Consider the following 13,304-nt stretch of genomic DNA (forward strand, 5'->3'; position numbering starts at 1 on the left):
AATCCGTCAAGAGGAAGGGGGAGCCCCGAAGGGCCCCCCGGTCTGGTTTAGTCGAACCGGTTCACTGGCAGTTTGAGGTAGTGATTGCCATCATCCTCTGCCGGGGGCAGTCGCCCGCCGCGCAGGTTAATCTGCAAGGCGGCAAGGATCCGATTGGGCAGCGACAGGGTCGCGTCCCGCTTCTGGCGGCGCTCGATAAACTCTTCACGCTTGGTGCCGTCCTTGACGTGGATGTTCTTGGCCTTGTGCTCATCAACCGTGGCTTCCCACATCGGTTCCTTGCGGTCATCGGTGCCATAGTCATGTCCGATATAAAGCCGCGTGTTGCCGGGCAGGGCGAGGATGTCTTGGATCGAGTCCCAAAGCTCCGCCGTTTTGCCGCCGGGGAAGTCCGACCGCGAGGTGCCCGCATCAGGCTGCATCAATGTGTCATGCACGAAGGCCGCATCGCCACAGACGTAAGTGATCGACCCCAGCGTATGGCCGGGCGACAGCATCACTTTGGCGTCCAATTCACCAATATTAAACGTCTCGCCTTCTTCGAACAGATGGTCAAAGTCGCGGTCGGGGTCAAAGGCGTTAGGCAGGTTGTAAAGGTCGGCCCAAATCTTGGCGATCTCAGGCACCAGCGCACCGATGGCATTGGGCGCACCGGTCCGTTCTTTCAGATGGGCAGAGGCCATGACGTGATCGGCATGGGGATGCGTATCAAGCACCCATTCCACGCTCAGACCGTGCTCTTTCACAAGGTCCAAGACCTGATCCATGCTCTCGGTCGTGAACTTGTAGTTCTTCGGGTCAAAGTTCCAGACCACATCGATCAGCGCGGCCTTCTTGGTCGCCGGATCGGCGCAGATGTATTGGATCGAGCCTGTGTCGGGCTCATAAATGCCCCAGACATCAGGGCTGCCCGCACCGGTTGAGGGGGAATGACGCACAATGGGGGAGTTAAGAGGGTCGCTCATCAGGCAGTTCCTTCCTTAGTTTTCGGAGTCAAATCAGGGGTGTGGCGGGCGATCCACATGCCGCCCAGCATGAAGGGCACAAGGATCAACGTGCCGCTGGCCGCCAAGGGCAAGGCGGTCAGCGCAGGGCCGGGGCAGAAGCCGCCCAAGCCCCAGCCCACGCCAAAGATCGCAGCACCGGTCAGCAGTTTCGGCTCAAGATCGTTGCGGGTGGGGACGCGGAATGTGCTGTCGAAATAGGGGGTCTGACGGCTGCGGAACAGCAATGCAAAGCCCGGTGCGGTCACGGCGATGGCACCGCCCATGACAAAGGCGAGGCTGGGATCCCACGTGCCAAAGACGTCGAGAAAGTTCAGCACCTTGGCGGGGTCTGCCATGCCAGAGACGATAAGGCCGATGCCAAAGACAAGGCCGGAGAGTAAGGCGAATACCTGTTTCATATCACGCTCCCAACACATGCCGCATGACGAATACGGTCACGAAAGCCGTCGCCATAAAGGTCACCGTCGCCACGATCGACCGCGCCGAGCCACGGCTGATCCCACAGACCCCATGGCCCGAGGTGCAGCCATTGCCATAGGTCGCGCCAAATCCAACCAACAGCCCGGCCAGAGCCATCAAAAGCGGGTTCGAAGGCACCCATTGCTGCGGCCACCCGCCCGAGACAATCAGCCAGAGGGGCGCCGCAAGCAAAAGCCCCAGCACGAAAAAGAACGAAACGCCCCGCGCTTCGCCGTCACTGCTGCGCGCTAATAGCCGTGAGGTTAGCCCGCTGATGCCCGCGATACGGCCATTCGTTGCCATCAGCAGCACCGCCGAGGCCCCGATCAGCGCGCCGCCGCCCAGCGACAGGCAAGGCGTAAATTCAGTTTCCATGTCTTAACTCCTTGAGCGCCGACAACTGGCGGCTGGCTTGTATCAAACTGCGATTCAGTATATATTACCACTTAGTAATATTCAATGATGCTAATATGAATAACGCAGACGACTTTTTGGATGGCGATATTGCCAGCGCCGCGGCTCTTATGACGATGCTTGCGTCTGAGGCGCGGCTGCAAATCCTATGCCGTCTGCTGGAAGGGGAGCGGTCCGTCGGTGATCTGGCCGACGCCTGCGGGCTGTCGCAATCCACCATGTCACAACAACTTAAAAAGTTGAAAGACGCCGGTCTGGTCGACAGCCGTCGCGCTGGGCAAACGATCTTTTACAGGGTGAAGGGGCAGGAGGCCGTGGCGGTTCTAGAAACGCTGCACGGCCTCTACTGCGCTAGGGATTAGAATTTCTCGGTGGGACCGGGCGCATCATTCAGGCTTTGCTATCAGCGTAGGATTTGATGAACTGGCCAATTCCATCTTCGGCTAAATCAATGCCGCGCGCCTTGCCTTCTTGAAGCGCCGTATCACCGTCCCAGCCCTTATCCGCGGCAAGCGCCATTAATGTCATCGCCCCCGCACGCTTGCCCGAGGCGCAATGCAAAAACACAGGTTGCGGCAGGTCATCCAAGGCGCGGCGGAATTCATCCACCGTTTCAGGGCTCAGGTCTTCCGGCGCGACCGGGTGGTGCAGGTAATTCAAGCCCAGTTTTTCCGCGACCAAACCCTCTGCATCGGGGTCCAGCCCGCCTTTCTCGTGCGCGGCGCGAAAGTTCACCACTGTTTTCATACCTGCCGAGGCTGCCTGTTCCAGCGCCTTGGCGTCCGGCAGGAACAGCGCCACATTATGGCTGGGGTCGATGGTTGCGATCTTTTGGGTATCGTCGGTCATTCTGGCCTCCTTCTCTGCGCGAATGCCTGCGTGGCACGCGCGGTTATTTCAACGGCCCAACACCAATCTGGCGCAACTGTTCCTCTGCTCCGGAGGGGCGGCGGGTAGTGACATACTTATCCGAGTAATAAAGTCAGGATTGTCACCGCCGCGCGGTTTTGTTAGGCAGCAACCAGAAATTCCGCTTGGCGCGACAGGTGGCATGACGATTCTGCCCCTCGGCAGAGGCCACCCGAACGCGCCGTGATTAACGACAACCCCTTTGGGAGCCACCCCATGCCGCATTTTCGTTCCGCGTTCCTCGCGGCCCTGACCCTCTCTCTTGCTCACAGCGCCATTGCTGAAACCCCTGACGTGATCCCGGCCAGCGCCGAACCGTACCTGAAGGTCGAGCTGAACGCCGCCGATACGACGGATGCAAACTGCAAGCTGACGTTCCTCATCACCAACGGTCTTGCCACACCGCTTGACAAAGCCGTCTATGAGACTGTGCTTTTTGACCGCGAAGGCACCGTGGATCGCCTGACCCTATTCGATTTTGGCGCACTACCCGTAGGCCGCCCCCGCGTGCGCCAATTCGTCGTGCCACAGACGACTTGCGAAAACTTGGGCCGCATTCTGTTCAACGGTGCACAAAGCTGCGCGGGCGAGGGGATTGAGGCAGGCACCTGTGAACGCGCATTGGCCCCGGCAACCCGCACCGACATCGAGGTGCTGGGCTGATGGAGCAACTGAACGATCTGCTGACCCCGCTGCGGGGCATTGCCGAAACCGGTGGCCCGGTGGTGGTGATCTTGATGGGCGTCGCGGTGCTGACCCTTGCCGTCGCCCTTTATAAAACATGGCAATTTCGCGCAGCCGCTGTCGGGCGTCACCGCGCACTTTCTGAAGCGGTGGAAGCCTGGGAACGCGGCGATGCCACGGCGGCGCGCAGCGCGCTTGGCCGCTCGAAAAGCTACCTTGCCCCGGTGATCGAGCTGGCCATGACCTCTCCAGATGCGGGCGCGTCGCGGCTTCAGGCCGAGGCCGAGTTGCGCTTTGCCAAGCTGGAGCGCGGCTTTCGTCTGCTCGATTCCGTGGCGCAGCTTGCCCCGCTCTTGGGTCTTTTCGGCACGGTTCTAGGCATGATCGAAGCCTTCCGCGCCTTGCAAGACGCAGGGTCGCAGGTGGATCCCTCAATCCTCGCGGGTGGTATCTGGGTTGCGCTTCTGACCACTGCCGTGGGCCTCGTCGTCGCCATGCCGACCGCGCTGGTGCTTAGCTGGCTGGAACAGCGGATGGAAACCGAGCGTGTCATCGCTGACAAGGCGATCCTGACCGTGCTGCACCCCGGCCAAAATGCTGCACCCGCCGCCACACTTGCCGCGACCCAATTTGCCGCCGCCGCGCCCCGGCCAGCCCATGGCTAGGCCACGCCGGCGGCGCAACCGCCTCTCTATGACCTCCCTGATCGACGTGATCTTTTTGTTGTTGTTGTTTTTCATGCTGACCTCGACCTTCTCAAAATTTGCCGAGATCGAATTGGCCGCAGCGACATCCGGCGCCGGGGCCGAGACGGGGGCGAAGCCCTTCTTTTTGCAGCTCACCACCGAAGGGCTGCGCTTGAATGGCGACATGCTGGCCCTTGATGCGCTAACAGCCAGCCCCTTGGCCGAGGCTGAGAAGGGTACGCCGCTTCTCGTCTCTCTTGGGGAGGCGGTAGAGGCGCAGGCGCTGGCCGATCTGCTTATTGCGTTGCGTGCCCTGCCGGGTCTCAGCGTGTCGGTTCTGGAGGGGTAAACATGCGTCCCATCGCAAAAGCCAAACCGCAACGCGAACCGACCATCGCGCTGATCAACATCGTCTTTCTGATGCTGGTCTTCTTCATGGTCGCAGGCACCCTGTCGCAGCCGCTAGATTCGGACCTCAACCTCGTGGAAACCCGCGAACTTGAGGGCCGCGCCCCGCCCAATGCGCTGGTGGTCCATGCCGATGGCCGCATGACCTACGCAGGCCAAGACCGCGCCAGCGTGGCTGAGTTCATCGACGCGCTGCCCGAAGAAGAGCGCGATACCGTGCGGCTGCTGCCCGACCGCGCGCTGCCTGCCCGCCGCCTTGTGGAACTGACCCGCGAACTGCGCGGGGCCGGGGCAGAGCGCGTCATGCTTGTCACCGAAAGGGCGCTGCAATGATCCCCCGGTCCGGTCTTATCAAAGGGTTGTCCATCGGCGTCGCCGCTGGACTTGTGGTTGGCGTGTCGCAACTCACCCAGTCTGACAACAGCGCCAAGATCGCAGGTGGCGGCGCGCCCGCGTCGGCGCAACTTGGCACCCGGTTTGAGGACATGGCCGTTGGAACGCTCGACGCGGAGCCTGCCGAAGAGATCACTCCAACCCCAACGCCAGAGCCGCCCGAAACCGCGGAGGCGCTCACTCCCACGCCGACGCCGCCCGCCCCGACAGCCGCAGCCGCGCGCCCCCGGGCCGAGCCTGTGGAAACGGCACAAATCGCAGAGCCGATGCCCGTTGCCCCACCCGCAGCGCTCGCGGCCGAGACGCCTGTCTTGCCATCGTTGACCCCGGTTGAAACGCCGCCCGAAACCACAGAGGCCGTACCGACCCTCACACCTAGGGCTCCGGTGCCACCGACGGAAACCGTCACCGCCGAAGCCCCTGACGAAGAAGCGCCGCGCCTGTCGCAGCGCCCGCAACGCCGCGACCCAGAGCGCGCCGCCGAAGCCGCCAAAAAGGCAAAACCCAAGCCCCAGCCGAAACCCAAACCAAAGCAGACCGCTCGTGGCAATGCCAAGCGCAACAACACCAAAGGCGCGCAGACCACCAGCCGCACGGGCAATGCCTCTCAGGCTGGTACGCGCAAACAGGCGGCAGCGCCTTCGGGCAACGCAGCGGTCAGCAACTACCCCGGCAAAGTCATGAGCCGCATCGCCCGCGTCGGCAAGCCGCGCGTCCGCTCACGCGGGACCGCTGTGATCGCCTTCTCGGTGGGCAATGGCGGGCAGCTGGCAGGCGCACGGGTGGCGCGCAGTTCGGGGTCGGCGGCTCTGGATCAAGCGGCGCTTGGCATCATTCGACAGGCCGCACCCTTCCCGCGCCCGCCCGCCGGGGCGCAGCGCAATTTCTCGATCCAGATCAAAGGCCGATGAGTGGGCAGAGGGCTCAGCCCTCCGCAATCACCCCGTCGACGGCCTGGCCCAGCATCTCGACCGTCATCTCGATTTCTTCGGGCGGAGAGGTAAAGGCCGGGGCCAGCAACACATGATCTCCCGCAGTACCATCAGCACAGCCCTGCGACGGATAACAGATCATCCCGGCCTCCATCGCCGCGCGTTGGATTTTGCCCGCAAGGTTGCGGCTGACGTCAAAGGGCGTCTTGCTGGCGCGATCGGCCACCAGTTCGATAGACCAGAACAGCCCGCGCCCGCGGATGTCCCCGACATGGGCGTGTTGGCCAAATCGCTGGTGCAATGCCGTTTCCAACTGCGTCCCACGCGCCCGCACGGCCCCCAGCAGATCACGGCTCTCGACCTCTTGCAGCACCGCCAACGCGCCAGCCGTGGCGACGGCATGGGACATGTAAGTATGCCCGTTCCACAGGTTGCCGCTGCCCGCCATGATCGCGTCAATCACGCTTTCGCGGGCCATCACCGCCGCGATGGGCTGATAGCCTGCGCCGAGCCCCTTGGCCATGGTGGTGATATCGGCGCAGATGCCTTCCCGCTCCAACGCAAAAAGGCTTCCCGTCCGGCCCATGCCGCACATCACCTCATCGGCAATGAGCAAGACACCGTGCCGGTCACAAATCTCGCGCACATGTTTGAAATACCCCACAGGCGCTGGCTGTGAGCCGAGCGAGGCCCCCACCACAGGCTCCGCCACGAAGGCGGCGACTGTCTCCGGCCCCAACTCAACGATCCGCGCCTCCAACTGATCCGCCAAGCGTTGCGCGAAATCCGCCTCGCTCTCGCCCTCGCGTTGCAGGCGGTAGGCATAGGCCGCATCGATATGCTCCACATCCATCAACATTGGCGCAAAGGGTGCGCGGCGTCCGGCATGGCCGCCCACCGCCAGCGCGCCCAGTGTGTTGCCATGATAGCTGGGCTTGCGCGCGATGATCTTGGCGCGGGCGCTGTCGCCACGCTCCAAATGATACTGCCGCGCGAGCTTCAGCGCCGCTTCCATCGCCTCGGACCCGCTGCCCAGATACATCACCCGCCCTTCGCCGGTGCCCTCAGGTGCGCGGGCGATCAAATGGTCGGCCAGCGCCTCAGCCGGGGTGTTGGTAAAGAGGCCGGTGTGCGCAAAGGCGAGCTGGTCCATCTGCGCGGCGACGGCGGCGCGCACGGCCGCATTGTCATGTCCAAGGCTCGACACCGCAGCGCCGCCGCAGGCATCCAGATAGCGTTTCCCCTTGTCATCAATAAGGAAATTTCCCTCTCCGCGTACGATCACAGGTTGCGTGGCGCGCAGGTTACGGTGCAATACATGGCTCATCGTAGAATCCGATCCTTGGGGTCGACCCTATTTACCGCTTCGCTTGCTGACTGCCACAATAATCAGCACACCGCGCGTATTCGGAAAAGCTTGGGCTGACCTAGGGTCAGGAGAAGCTTGACAGGTAAATTATTTTATCAAACGGTAAAATACCTAACCAACGGGGGATATAATATGACACAACGCAATCTCACACGCCGCTTCCTATTGGGCACGGCGGCCATGCTGGCCGGGGCCAGCCTTTTGCCACAGGGCGCGCTGGCTGCCGAGCCGCTTAAAGTCGCTGGCGTCTATACCGTGCCGGTCGAACAGCAGTGGGTCAGCCGCATCCACAAAGCTGCCGAAGCCGCACAGGCGCGCGGCGACATCGAATATACCTTCACCGAAAACGTCTCCAACACCGACTACGCCCGCGTGTTGCGCGAATATGCCGAGGCCGGGAACCAGTTGATCGTCGGCGAAGTCTTTGGTGCCGAAGCCGAAGCGCGCGAAGTCGCTGCCGATTACCCCGATGTCGCTTTCCTCATGGGCTCCAGCTTCAAGCAAGACGATGCGCTGCCCAATTTTGCGGTCTTCGACAACTACATCCAAGATGCGGCGTATCTGTCGGGCATCATCGCCGGTGCCATGACCGAGAGCGGCAACATCGGCATGGTCGGCGGCTTCCCGATCCCTGAGGTGAACCGCCTGATGCATGCCTTCATGGCGGGTGCCGCGGAAATGAACCCCGATATCAAGTTCCAAGTCAGCTTCATCGGCTCTTGGTTCGATCCGCCCAAGGCCAAGGAAACCGCCTTTGCCATGGTCGAGCAGGGGGCCGATGTGCTCTATGCCGAGCGCTTTGGCGTGTCGGACGCGGCGCAGGAAAAAGGCATTCTGGCCATCGGCAATGTGATCGATACGCAAGCCGAGTACCCCGAAACCGTCGTCGCCTCGGCTCTGTGGCATTTCGAGCCGACGCTTGATGCCGCCATCGCCGCCGTCAAAGCAGGCGCGTTCATGGCCGACGATTATGGCCGCTATTCCTTCATGTCCGAGGGCGGGTCTTCGCTGGCACCGCTTGGCACCTTCGAGGGCAAAGTCCCGCAAGAGGCGCTGGATCTGGTCAAGGAACGCGAGCAGGCGATCAAGGACGGCTCCTTCACCGTCGACATCAACGACGAAGAACCGAAGTCCTCTTAATGACCGATCCAAGTTCCGAGGCGCAGGTTGTCCTGCGCCTCGATAATATTACCAAACGATTTGGCAAACTCACCGCCAATGACGCGATCAGCTTTGATCTGCGGCAAGGCGAAGTCATTGCCCTGCTGGGCGAAAACGGCGCGGGCAAGACCACGCTGATGAATATCCTGTTTGGCCACTACACGCCCGACGAAGGCCATGTTGAGGTTTTCGGCGAGCGCTTACCTGCGGGCAATCCGCGTGCCGCGCTGGCCGCGGGCGTCGGCATGGTGCACCAGCATTTCACGCTGGCCGACAATATGACCGTGCTGGAAAATATCGTGCTCGGCACCCGCTCGATCTGGCGCCCCGGTTTTGGCCGTGCGCAGGCGCGTCAGCGGATTGTCACGCTGATGGAGGACTACGGGCTGAGGGTGGACCCCGACGCACAGGTCGGCAGCCTTAGCGTGGGCGAGCGGCAGCGGGTCGAGATCCTCAAAGCCCTTTTCCGCGAAGCGCGGATCCTGATTTTGGACGAGCCCACCGCCGTTCTCACCCCGCAAGAGACCGACGATCTTTTTGCCACTATGCGCAAAGCCGTGGCGCTTGGCCTCTCGGTGATCTTTATCTCGCATAAACTGCATGAGGTCATGGCGATTTCCTCGCGCGTCGTGGTGCTGCGCCATGGCAAGCTGGTGGCCGAAGCCAAGACCTCCGAGACCGACCGCGCGCGGATGGCGCAGATGATGGTCGGCTCCGAGGTCGCCGCCCCCGTCGTCCGCCGTGCCGATCCGGGTGCCGCGCTGGTCACGTTGGCAGGCGTCTCTTCGCCTGACATCGGCTCAGCACCCGGGCTAAAGAATGTCGATCTTGAGTTGCGTGCGGGCCAGATCACCGGCCTTGCCGGGGTCTCCGGCAACGGCCAAACCGCGCTGGCCGACCTGATCGGCGGGCTGATCCGCCCCGCGTCGGGCACGTTTCACGTGAAAGGCGACGCCCCGCGCGGCTGGTCGCCCCATGCCGCCATCAGCGCGGGAATCGCCCGCATCCCCGAGGACCGCCACAAGACCGGCACTATCGCCGACTTCGATCTCACCGAGAACGCGGTGCTTGAACTCTACTCCCGTCCCGGTTTCTCCCGCCATGGCTGGATGAACTGGCGCGCCGCGCGCGACTTCGCCGCCAAGATCATCCAAGGCTACGACGTGCGCTGCCCCGGCCCAGAAACCCGGATCCGGTTGCTGTCGGGCGGCAACATGCAAAAGCTGATCTTGGGGCGCGTGTTGGAGACCGCGCCTTCGGTGGTGCTGGCCAATCAGCCGGTGCGCGGCCTTGATATCGGTGCGCTGACCTACGTGCATGAACAACTGCTCGCCGCCCGGGATCGGGGGGCGGCGGTGCTGCTGATCTCCGAAGACCTCGACGAGGTGACAGCGCTGTCGGACGTGATCCACGTGATCTCCGAAGGCCGCCTTTCGCCCGGTTTCGCCCGCGGCGCACTCACCCCCGCCGAGCTTGGCGTCTGGATGGCCGGTGACGGTTTTGAGGAGGCCCCTCATGCGGCTTGAGCCCATCGCCAACCCCACATGGACCCGCTCGCTGGGCCTGCCCGCGCTGGCGCTTTTCGCCACCGTGGTCGTGGCCTCTCTGCTGGCCATGATCGCAGGCGCACAGCCGTTCTCGGTGCTGGGCCTGATCGTCAAAGGCGCCTTCGGCTCGAAATTCGCGCTGCTGGAGACGCTCAACCGCGCCACGCCGCTGATCTTTACCGGTCTGGCCGTCGCTGTCGCCTTCCGCGCGAAGCTGTGGAACATCGGGGCCGAAGCGCAACTCTACATGGGCGCGGTGGTCACCGTTGTGCTGGGCACCGGCACGCTGGCATGGCCCGCCTTCGCGCTGCTGCCGACGATCGCCGTCGCCGCCATGCTCGCCGGGGCCGTGGTGCTGCTGGTGCCGACCTTCCTCAAGACCCGCTTTGGCGTTGATGAAGTTGTCACCACGCTGCTACTGAATTTCGTCGTCCTGCTCTGGGTCTCCATGCTGCTCGAAGGGTCGCTGAAAGACCCGATGGGCCTTGGTTGGCCCAAGTCCGCGCGGCTGATCGCAGAGGCACGACTGCCGCGCATCGCCGAGGGGCTGCGGCTGCACTGGGGCTTCGGCCTCGCGCTGATCTCGGCCTTCGTCGTCTGGATGATCCAACGCCGCAGCACGCTGGGTTACGAGATGCGCGCGGTGGGGCTGAACCCTGCGGCCGCGCGGTTCGCGGGCATCCCGGTCAACGCCACGCTCATCAAGACTGCGCTGCTGTCGGGTGGTCTCGCTGCGCTGGCGGGCTTTTCCGAGGTGGCGGGGCTTAAGGGTAACCTCACGTTGGATATCTCGCCCGGCTTTGGCTACACCGGGATCATCGTCGCCATGCTGGCGCTGCTAAATCCCTTGGGCGTGGTGGTTGCCGCCCTCTTCGTCGCGGGCATCTTCGTTGGGGCCGACAGCATGAGCCGCGCCGCGGGCGTGCCGACCTACCTCGCCGATATCATGCTGGCGCTGGCGCTTCTGGCGATGGTGTTGGCGATCATGCTGACCAAATTCCGGGTGAGGCGCGACTGATGGATATTTTCGATATTCTCCTTCAAGCGAGCTTCTGGACCGCCGCGATCCGCATCGCCTCGCCGCTGATCTTCGCCGCCTTGGGCGAGCTCATTTGCGAGCGGGCAGGGGTGCTGAACCTCGGCATCGAAGGCATCATGGTCGTCGGCGCTTTCGCCGGTTGGCTTACCGTCTATCTCGGCGGCGGGTTGTGGTTCGGCGTGGCGGTGGCGATGCTTTCGGGCATGGCCTTTGGCTTGGTGCATGGGGTGCTGACCGTGCCCTTTGGCCTCAGCCAGCATGTCGTCGGCCTTGGCATCACGCTTCTGGCGACCTCGCTCACCTATTACTGCTACCGCCTCGCGCTGCCTGAAGTGACTTCGCCCCCCAAGATCGAAGCCTTTCAACCGCTTGAAATCCCGATCCTCTCCGACATCCCCGTGATCGGCCCCGCGCTGTTTAACCAAACGCCGCTGACCTATCTCGCCTTTGTGCTGGTCGTCGCTGTGACGCTTGTCCTTTACCGCACGCCCATGGGCCTTGCCCTGCGCGCGGCGGGCGAAAACCCGGCAGCGGTCGAGGCGCAGGGCCTCAGCGTTTCCGCCATCCGCATCTGCGCAGTGATGGTCGGCAGCGGGTTCATGGCCGTGGGCGGGGCGTTCCTGACGATGAGCGCGTTCAACTCCTTTTTCTTCGAGATGGTCAACGGACGCGGCTGGATCTGCATCGCGCTGGTGGTCTTTGGCTCGTGGAAACCGGGCAAGACGCTCTTGGGCGCGGTGCTGTTCGCGGCCTTTGATGCGTTGCAAATCCGTGTGCAGCAAACGCCGCTCGGGGCCGACATTCCCTATCAAATCTTCCTGATGGCGCCTTATATCCTGTCGATCCTTGCGCTTGTCGTGATGTCCCGCCGGGCACAGGTGCCAGCGGCGCTGATGGTGCCGTTCAACAAGGGGGAGCGCTGAGTTGACGCTTCCCACCACGCCCTTCGCCGGGCCAAATCAAACACACGAGTAACCCCATGTTCGACCTCATCATCAAAGGCGGCACGCTCCCCGATGGCCGCAGCACCGACATCGGCATCAAGGCCGACAAAATCACCGCCATCGAAGACCTCTCTACCGCTGAAGCGCGCGAAACTATCGACGCCAGCGGAGACCTCGTCAGCCCACCCTTCGTCGACCCGCATTTCCACATGGATGCCACGCTCAGCTACGGCACCCCGCGGATCAACGCCTCCGGCACCCTGCTGGAGGGCATCGGCCTCTGGGGCGAACTCAAGGAGGTGATGACCCAGGACGAGGTCAAAGCCCGCGCGCTGGAATATTGCGACTGGGCCGCCTCATTGGGCCTTCTGGCGATCCGCAGCCATGTCGATACCTGCGATGACCGGCTTCTGGGCGTCGAAGCCCTGCTCGACGTGCGCGAAACGGTGAAGGACTACATCGACTTGCAACTCGTCGCCTTCCCGCAAGACGGCCTCTACCGCGACCCCACCGCGCATGAAAACACCCTTCGCGCGCTCGACATGGGCGTCGACGTGGTGGGCGGCATCCCGCATTTCGAGCGCACCATGGCCGATGGCGCGCGTTCGGTCACCGCCCTTTGCGAACTCGCCGCCGAGCGCGGCCTGATGGTCGACCTGCATTGCGACGAGACTGACGACCCCCATTCGCGCCATATTGAGACGCTGGCCTATGAGACCCAACGCCTCGGGCTGCAGGGCCGGGTGGCCGGCTCGCATCTGACCTCGATGCATTCGATGGACAATTACTATGTCTCGAAACTGTTGCCGCTGATGGCCGAAGCCGAGGTCGCCGCGATCCCCAATCCGCTGATCAACATCACCCTGCAGGGCCGCCACGATACCTACCCGAAACGCCGTGGGCTGACCCGCGTGAAGGAGATGCAGGCCATGGGCATCGACGTCGGCTGGGGGCAGGACTGTGTGATGGACCCGTGGTATTCCATGGGCACGGGCGACATGCTCGACGTGGCCTTCATGGGGCTGCATGTGGCGCAGATGACCTCGCCCGAAGAAATGCACCGCTGTTTCGACATGGTGACGAATGTGAACGCGCGGATCCTCGGCTTGCAGGACTACGGGCTGCGCGTCGGCGCGACCGCCTCGCTGGTGGTGCTGGACGCGGGCAACCCGATTGAGGCGCTGCGCCTGCGGCCCGACCGGCTCTGCGTGGTGGCCAAGGGCCGTGTCATCTCACGCCAGTCCCGCAATGACGCGCGGCTGAACCTGCCCGGGCGGCCCGACAGCGTGCGCCGCCGCCATAGCGCACATTCATAAACCTAGCGTTTACCAACACCTAGGACGGCGCCCCCC

General features: G+C 63.1%; 16 protein-coding genes. 11 read left to right on the forward strand and 5 right to left on the reverse strand.

The window, feature by feature from the left end:
- Positions 1-47 precede the first annotated feature (47 nt).
- Genes ACSQ16_RS06765 through ACSQ16_RS06775 form a run of 3 tightly spaced genes read right to left on the reverse strand, consistent with a single transcriptional unit; the run spans position 48 to position 1,841 of the window.
- Positions 48-965, reverse strand: a complete 918-nt coding sequence (locus ACSQ16_RS06765) for an MBL fold metallo-hydrolase (protein WP_243261217.1) — start codon at positions 963-965, stop codon at positions 48-50.
- Complete coding sequence (locus ACSQ16_RS06770) at positions 965-1,405, reverse strand: YeeE/YedE family protein (protein ID WP_243261216.1); 441 nt, start codon at positions 1,403-1,405, stop codon at positions 965-967. The genes ACSQ16_RS06765 and ACSQ16_RS06770 overlap by 1 nt, the downstream gene beginning before the upstream one ends.
- A gap of 1 nt (position 1,406) precedes the next feature.
- Complete coding sequence (locus tag ACSQ16_RS06775) at positions 1,407-1,841, reverse strand: YeeE/YedE family protein (protein WP_243261215.1); 435 nt, start codon at positions 1,839-1,841, stop codon at positions 1,407-1,409.
- Positions 1,842-1,936: 95 nt separating this feature from the next.
- On the opposite strand from ACSQ16_RS06775, the gene ACSQ16_RS06780 reads away from it, so the two are divergent.
- Positions 1,937-2,242 carry an ArsR/SmtB family transcription factor gene (locus ACSQ16_RS06780; protein ID WP_243261214.1) on the forward strand — a complete coding sequence of 102 codons (306 nt, stop codon included), beginning with the start codon at positions 1,937-1,939 and terminating at the stop codon, positions 2,240-2,242.
- 28 nt (positions 2,243-2,270) lie between these two features.
- On the opposite strand, the gene ACSQ16_RS06785 is transcribed toward ACSQ16_RS06780, so the two are convergent.
- The gene (locus tag ACSQ16_RS06785) at positions 2,271-2,729 is read right to left on the reverse strand and encodes a beta-lactamase hydrolase domain-containing protein (RefSeq protein ID WP_093928385.1); all 459 of its coding nucleotides are present in this window, start codon (positions 2,727-2,729) and stop codon (positions 2,271-2,273) included.
- A 276-nt stretch (positions 2,730-3,005) separates the two neighbouring features.
- On the opposite strand from ACSQ16_RS06785, the gene ACSQ16_RS06790 reads away from it, so the two are divergent.
- From ACSQ16_RS06790 to ACSQ16_RS06810, 5 genes are read left to right on the forward strand one after another with little or no spacing between them, the layout of a single operon-like run.
- Complete coding sequence (locus ACSQ16_RS06790) at positions 3,006-3,452, forward strand: hypothetical protein (protein ID WP_243261212.1); 447 nt, start codon at positions 3,006-3,008, stop codon at positions 3,450-3,452.
- Positions 3,452-4,138, forward strand: a complete 687-nt coding sequence (locus ACSQ16_RS06795; protein ID WP_243261211.1) for a MotA/TolQ/ExbB proton channel family protein — start codon at positions 3,452-3,454, stop codon at positions 4,136-4,138. The genes ACSQ16_RS06790 and ACSQ16_RS06795 overlap by 1 nt, the downstream gene beginning before the upstream one ends.
- 28 nt (positions 4,139-4,166) lie before the next feature.
- Positions 4,167-4,508: a biopolymer transporter ExbD gene (locus ACSQ16_RS06800; protein ID WP_243263213.1), complete on the forward strand. Its 342-nt coding sequence runs from the start codon at positions 4,167-4,169 to the stop codon at positions 4,506-4,508.
- Positions 4,509-4,510: 2 nt separating this feature from the next.
- Complete coding sequence (locus tag ACSQ16_RS06805; RefSeq protein ID WP_243261210.1) at positions 4,511-4,900, forward strand: ExbD/TolR family protein; 390 nt, start codon at positions 4,511-4,513, stop codon at positions 4,898-4,900.
- Positions 4,897-5,871 carry a cell envelope integrity protein TolA gene (locus ACSQ16_RS06810; RefSeq protein ID WP_243261209.1) on the forward strand — a complete coding sequence of 325 codons (975 nt, stop codon included), beginning with the start codon at positions 4,897-4,899 and terminating at the stop codon, positions 5,869-5,871. The genes ACSQ16_RS06805 and ACSQ16_RS06810 overlap by 4 nt, the downstream gene beginning before the upstream one ends.
- Before the next feature lie 13 nt (positions 5,872-5,884).
- Here the strand turns inward: ACSQ16_RS06810 and ACSQ16_RS06815 are convergent, their stop codons facing one another.
- On the reverse strand, positions 5,885-7,219 hold the full coding sequence (locus ACSQ16_RS06815; protein WP_243261208.1) for an aspartate aminotransferase family protein: 1,335 nt from the start codon (positions 7,217-7,219) through the stop codon (positions 5,885-5,887).
- Positions 7,220-7,393: 174 nt separating this feature from the next.
- On the opposite strand from ACSQ16_RS06815, the gene ACSQ16_RS06820 reads away from it, so the two are divergent.
- Genes ACSQ16_RS06820 through ACSQ16_RS06840 form a run of 5 tightly spaced genes read left to right on the forward strand, consistent with a single transcriptional unit; the run spans position 7,394 to position 13,268 of the window.
- Positions 7,394-8,401, forward strand: coding sequence for a BMP family protein (locus ACSQ16_RS06820; protein WP_243261207.1), 1,008 nt, complete (start codon positions 7,394-7,396; stop codon positions 8,399-8,401).
- Positions 8,401-9,948: an ABC transporter ATP-binding protein gene (locus ACSQ16_RS06825; RefSeq protein ID WP_243261206.1), complete on the forward strand. Its 1,548-nt coding sequence runs from the start codon at positions 8,401-8,403 to the stop codon at positions 9,946-9,948. The genes ACSQ16_RS06820 and ACSQ16_RS06825 overlap by 1 nt, the downstream gene beginning before the upstream one ends.
- Positions 9,938-10,987: an ABC transporter permease gene (locus ACSQ16_RS06830; RefSeq protein WP_243261205.1), complete on the forward strand. Its 1,050-nt coding sequence runs from the start codon at positions 9,938-9,940 to the stop codon at positions 10,985-10,987. Before ACSQ16_RS06825 ends, ACSQ16_RS06830 begins: the two co-directional genes overlap by 11 nt.
- A complete protein-coding gene (locus tag ACSQ16_RS06835; RefSeq protein ID WP_243261204.1) occupies positions 10,987-11,931 on the forward strand; it encodes an ABC transporter permease in 945 nt (314 codons plus the stop codon). The genes ACSQ16_RS06830 and ACSQ16_RS06835 overlap by 1 nt, the downstream gene beginning before the upstream one ends.
- Positions 11,932-11,987: 56 nt before the next feature.
- The gene (locus ACSQ16_RS06840) at positions 11,988-13,268 is read left to right on the forward strand and encodes an amidohydrolase family protein (protein ID WP_243261203.1); all 1,281 of its coding nucleotides are present in this window, start codon (positions 11,988-11,990) and stop codon (positions 13,266-13,268) included.
- Positions 13,269-13,304: the final 36 nt, after the last annotated feature.

It is taken from the genome of Sulfitobacter sp. SH24 (assembly GCF_965641895.1).
GTDB classification, from domain to species: Bacteria; Pseudomonadota; Alphaproteobacteria; order Rhodobacterales; family Rhodobacteraceae; genus Sulfitobacter; species Sulfitobacter dubius.

What these genes read in the sequence shown, in the direction of transcription:
- ACSQ16_RS06835 (WP_243261204.1), top strand. Translation starts at nt 10,987, where the DNA reads ATGGATATTTTCGATATTCTCCTTCAAGCGAGCTTCTGGACCGCCGCG.
- ACSQ16_RS06765 (WP_243261217.1), bottom strand. Translation starts at nt 965, where the DNA reads ATGAGCGACCCTCTTAACTCCCCCATTGTGCGTCATTCCCCCTCAACC.
- ACSQ16_RS06805 (WP_243261210.1), top strand. Translation starts at nt 4,511, where the DNA reads ATGCGTCCCATCGCAAAAGCCAAACCGCAACGCGAACCGACCATCGCG.
- ACSQ16_RS06810 (WP_243261209.1), top strand. Translation starts at nt 4,897, where the DNA reads ATGATCCCCCGGTCCGGTCTTATCAAAGGGTTGTCCATCGGCGTCGCC.
- ACSQ16_RS06790 (WP_243261212.1), top strand. Translation starts at nt 3,006, where the DNA reads ATGCCGCATTTTCGTTCCGCGTTCCTCGCGGCCCTGACCCTCTCTCTT.
- ACSQ16_RS06780 (WP_243261214.1), top strand. Translation starts at nt 1,937, where the DNA reads ATGAATAACGCAGACGACTTTTTGGATGGCGATATTGCCAGCGCCGCG.
- ACSQ16_RS06795 (WP_243261211.1), top strand. Translation starts at nt 3,452, where the DNA reads ATGGAGCAACTGAACGATCTGCTGACCCCGCTGCGGGGCATTGCCGAA.
- ACSQ16_RS06800 (WP_243263213.1), top strand. Translation starts at nt 4,167, where the DNA reads ATGACCTCCCTGATCGACGTGATCTTTTTGTTGTTGTTGTTTTTCATG.
- ACSQ16_RS06830 (WP_243261205.1), top strand. Translation starts at nt 9,938, where the DNA reads ATGCGGCTTGAGCCCATCGCCAACCCCACATGGACCCGCTCGCTGGGC.
- ACSQ16_RS06785 (WP_093928385.1), bottom strand. Translation starts at nt 2,729, where the DNA reads ATGACCGACGATACCCAAAAGATCGCAACCATCGACCCCAGCCATAAT.
- ACSQ16_RS06815 (WP_243261208.1), bottom strand. Translation starts at nt 7,219, where the DNA reads ATGAGCCATGTATTGCACCGTAACCTGCGCGCCACGCAACCTGTGATC.
- ACSQ16_RS06825 (WP_243261206.1), top strand. Translation starts at nt 8,401, where the DNA reads ATGACCGATCCAAGTTCCGAGGCGCAGGTTGTCCTGCGCCTCGATAAT.
- ACSQ16_RS06775 (WP_243261215.1), bottom strand. Translation starts at nt 1,841, where the DNA reads ATGGAAACTGAATTTACGCCTTGCCTGTCGCTGGGCGGCGGCGCGCTG.
- ACSQ16_RS06770 (WP_243261216.1), bottom strand. Translation starts at nt 1,405, where the DNA reads ATGAAACAGGTATTCGCCTTACTCTCCGGCCTTGTCTTTGGCATCGGC.
- ACSQ16_RS06820 (WP_243261207.1), top strand. Translation starts at nt 7,394, where the DNA reads ATGACACAACGCAATCTCACACGCCGCTTCCTATTGGGCACGGCGGCC.
- ACSQ16_RS06840 (WP_243261203.1), top strand. Translation starts at nt 11,988, where the DNA reads ATGTTCGACCTCATCATCAAAGGCGGCACGCTCCCCGATGGCCGCAGC.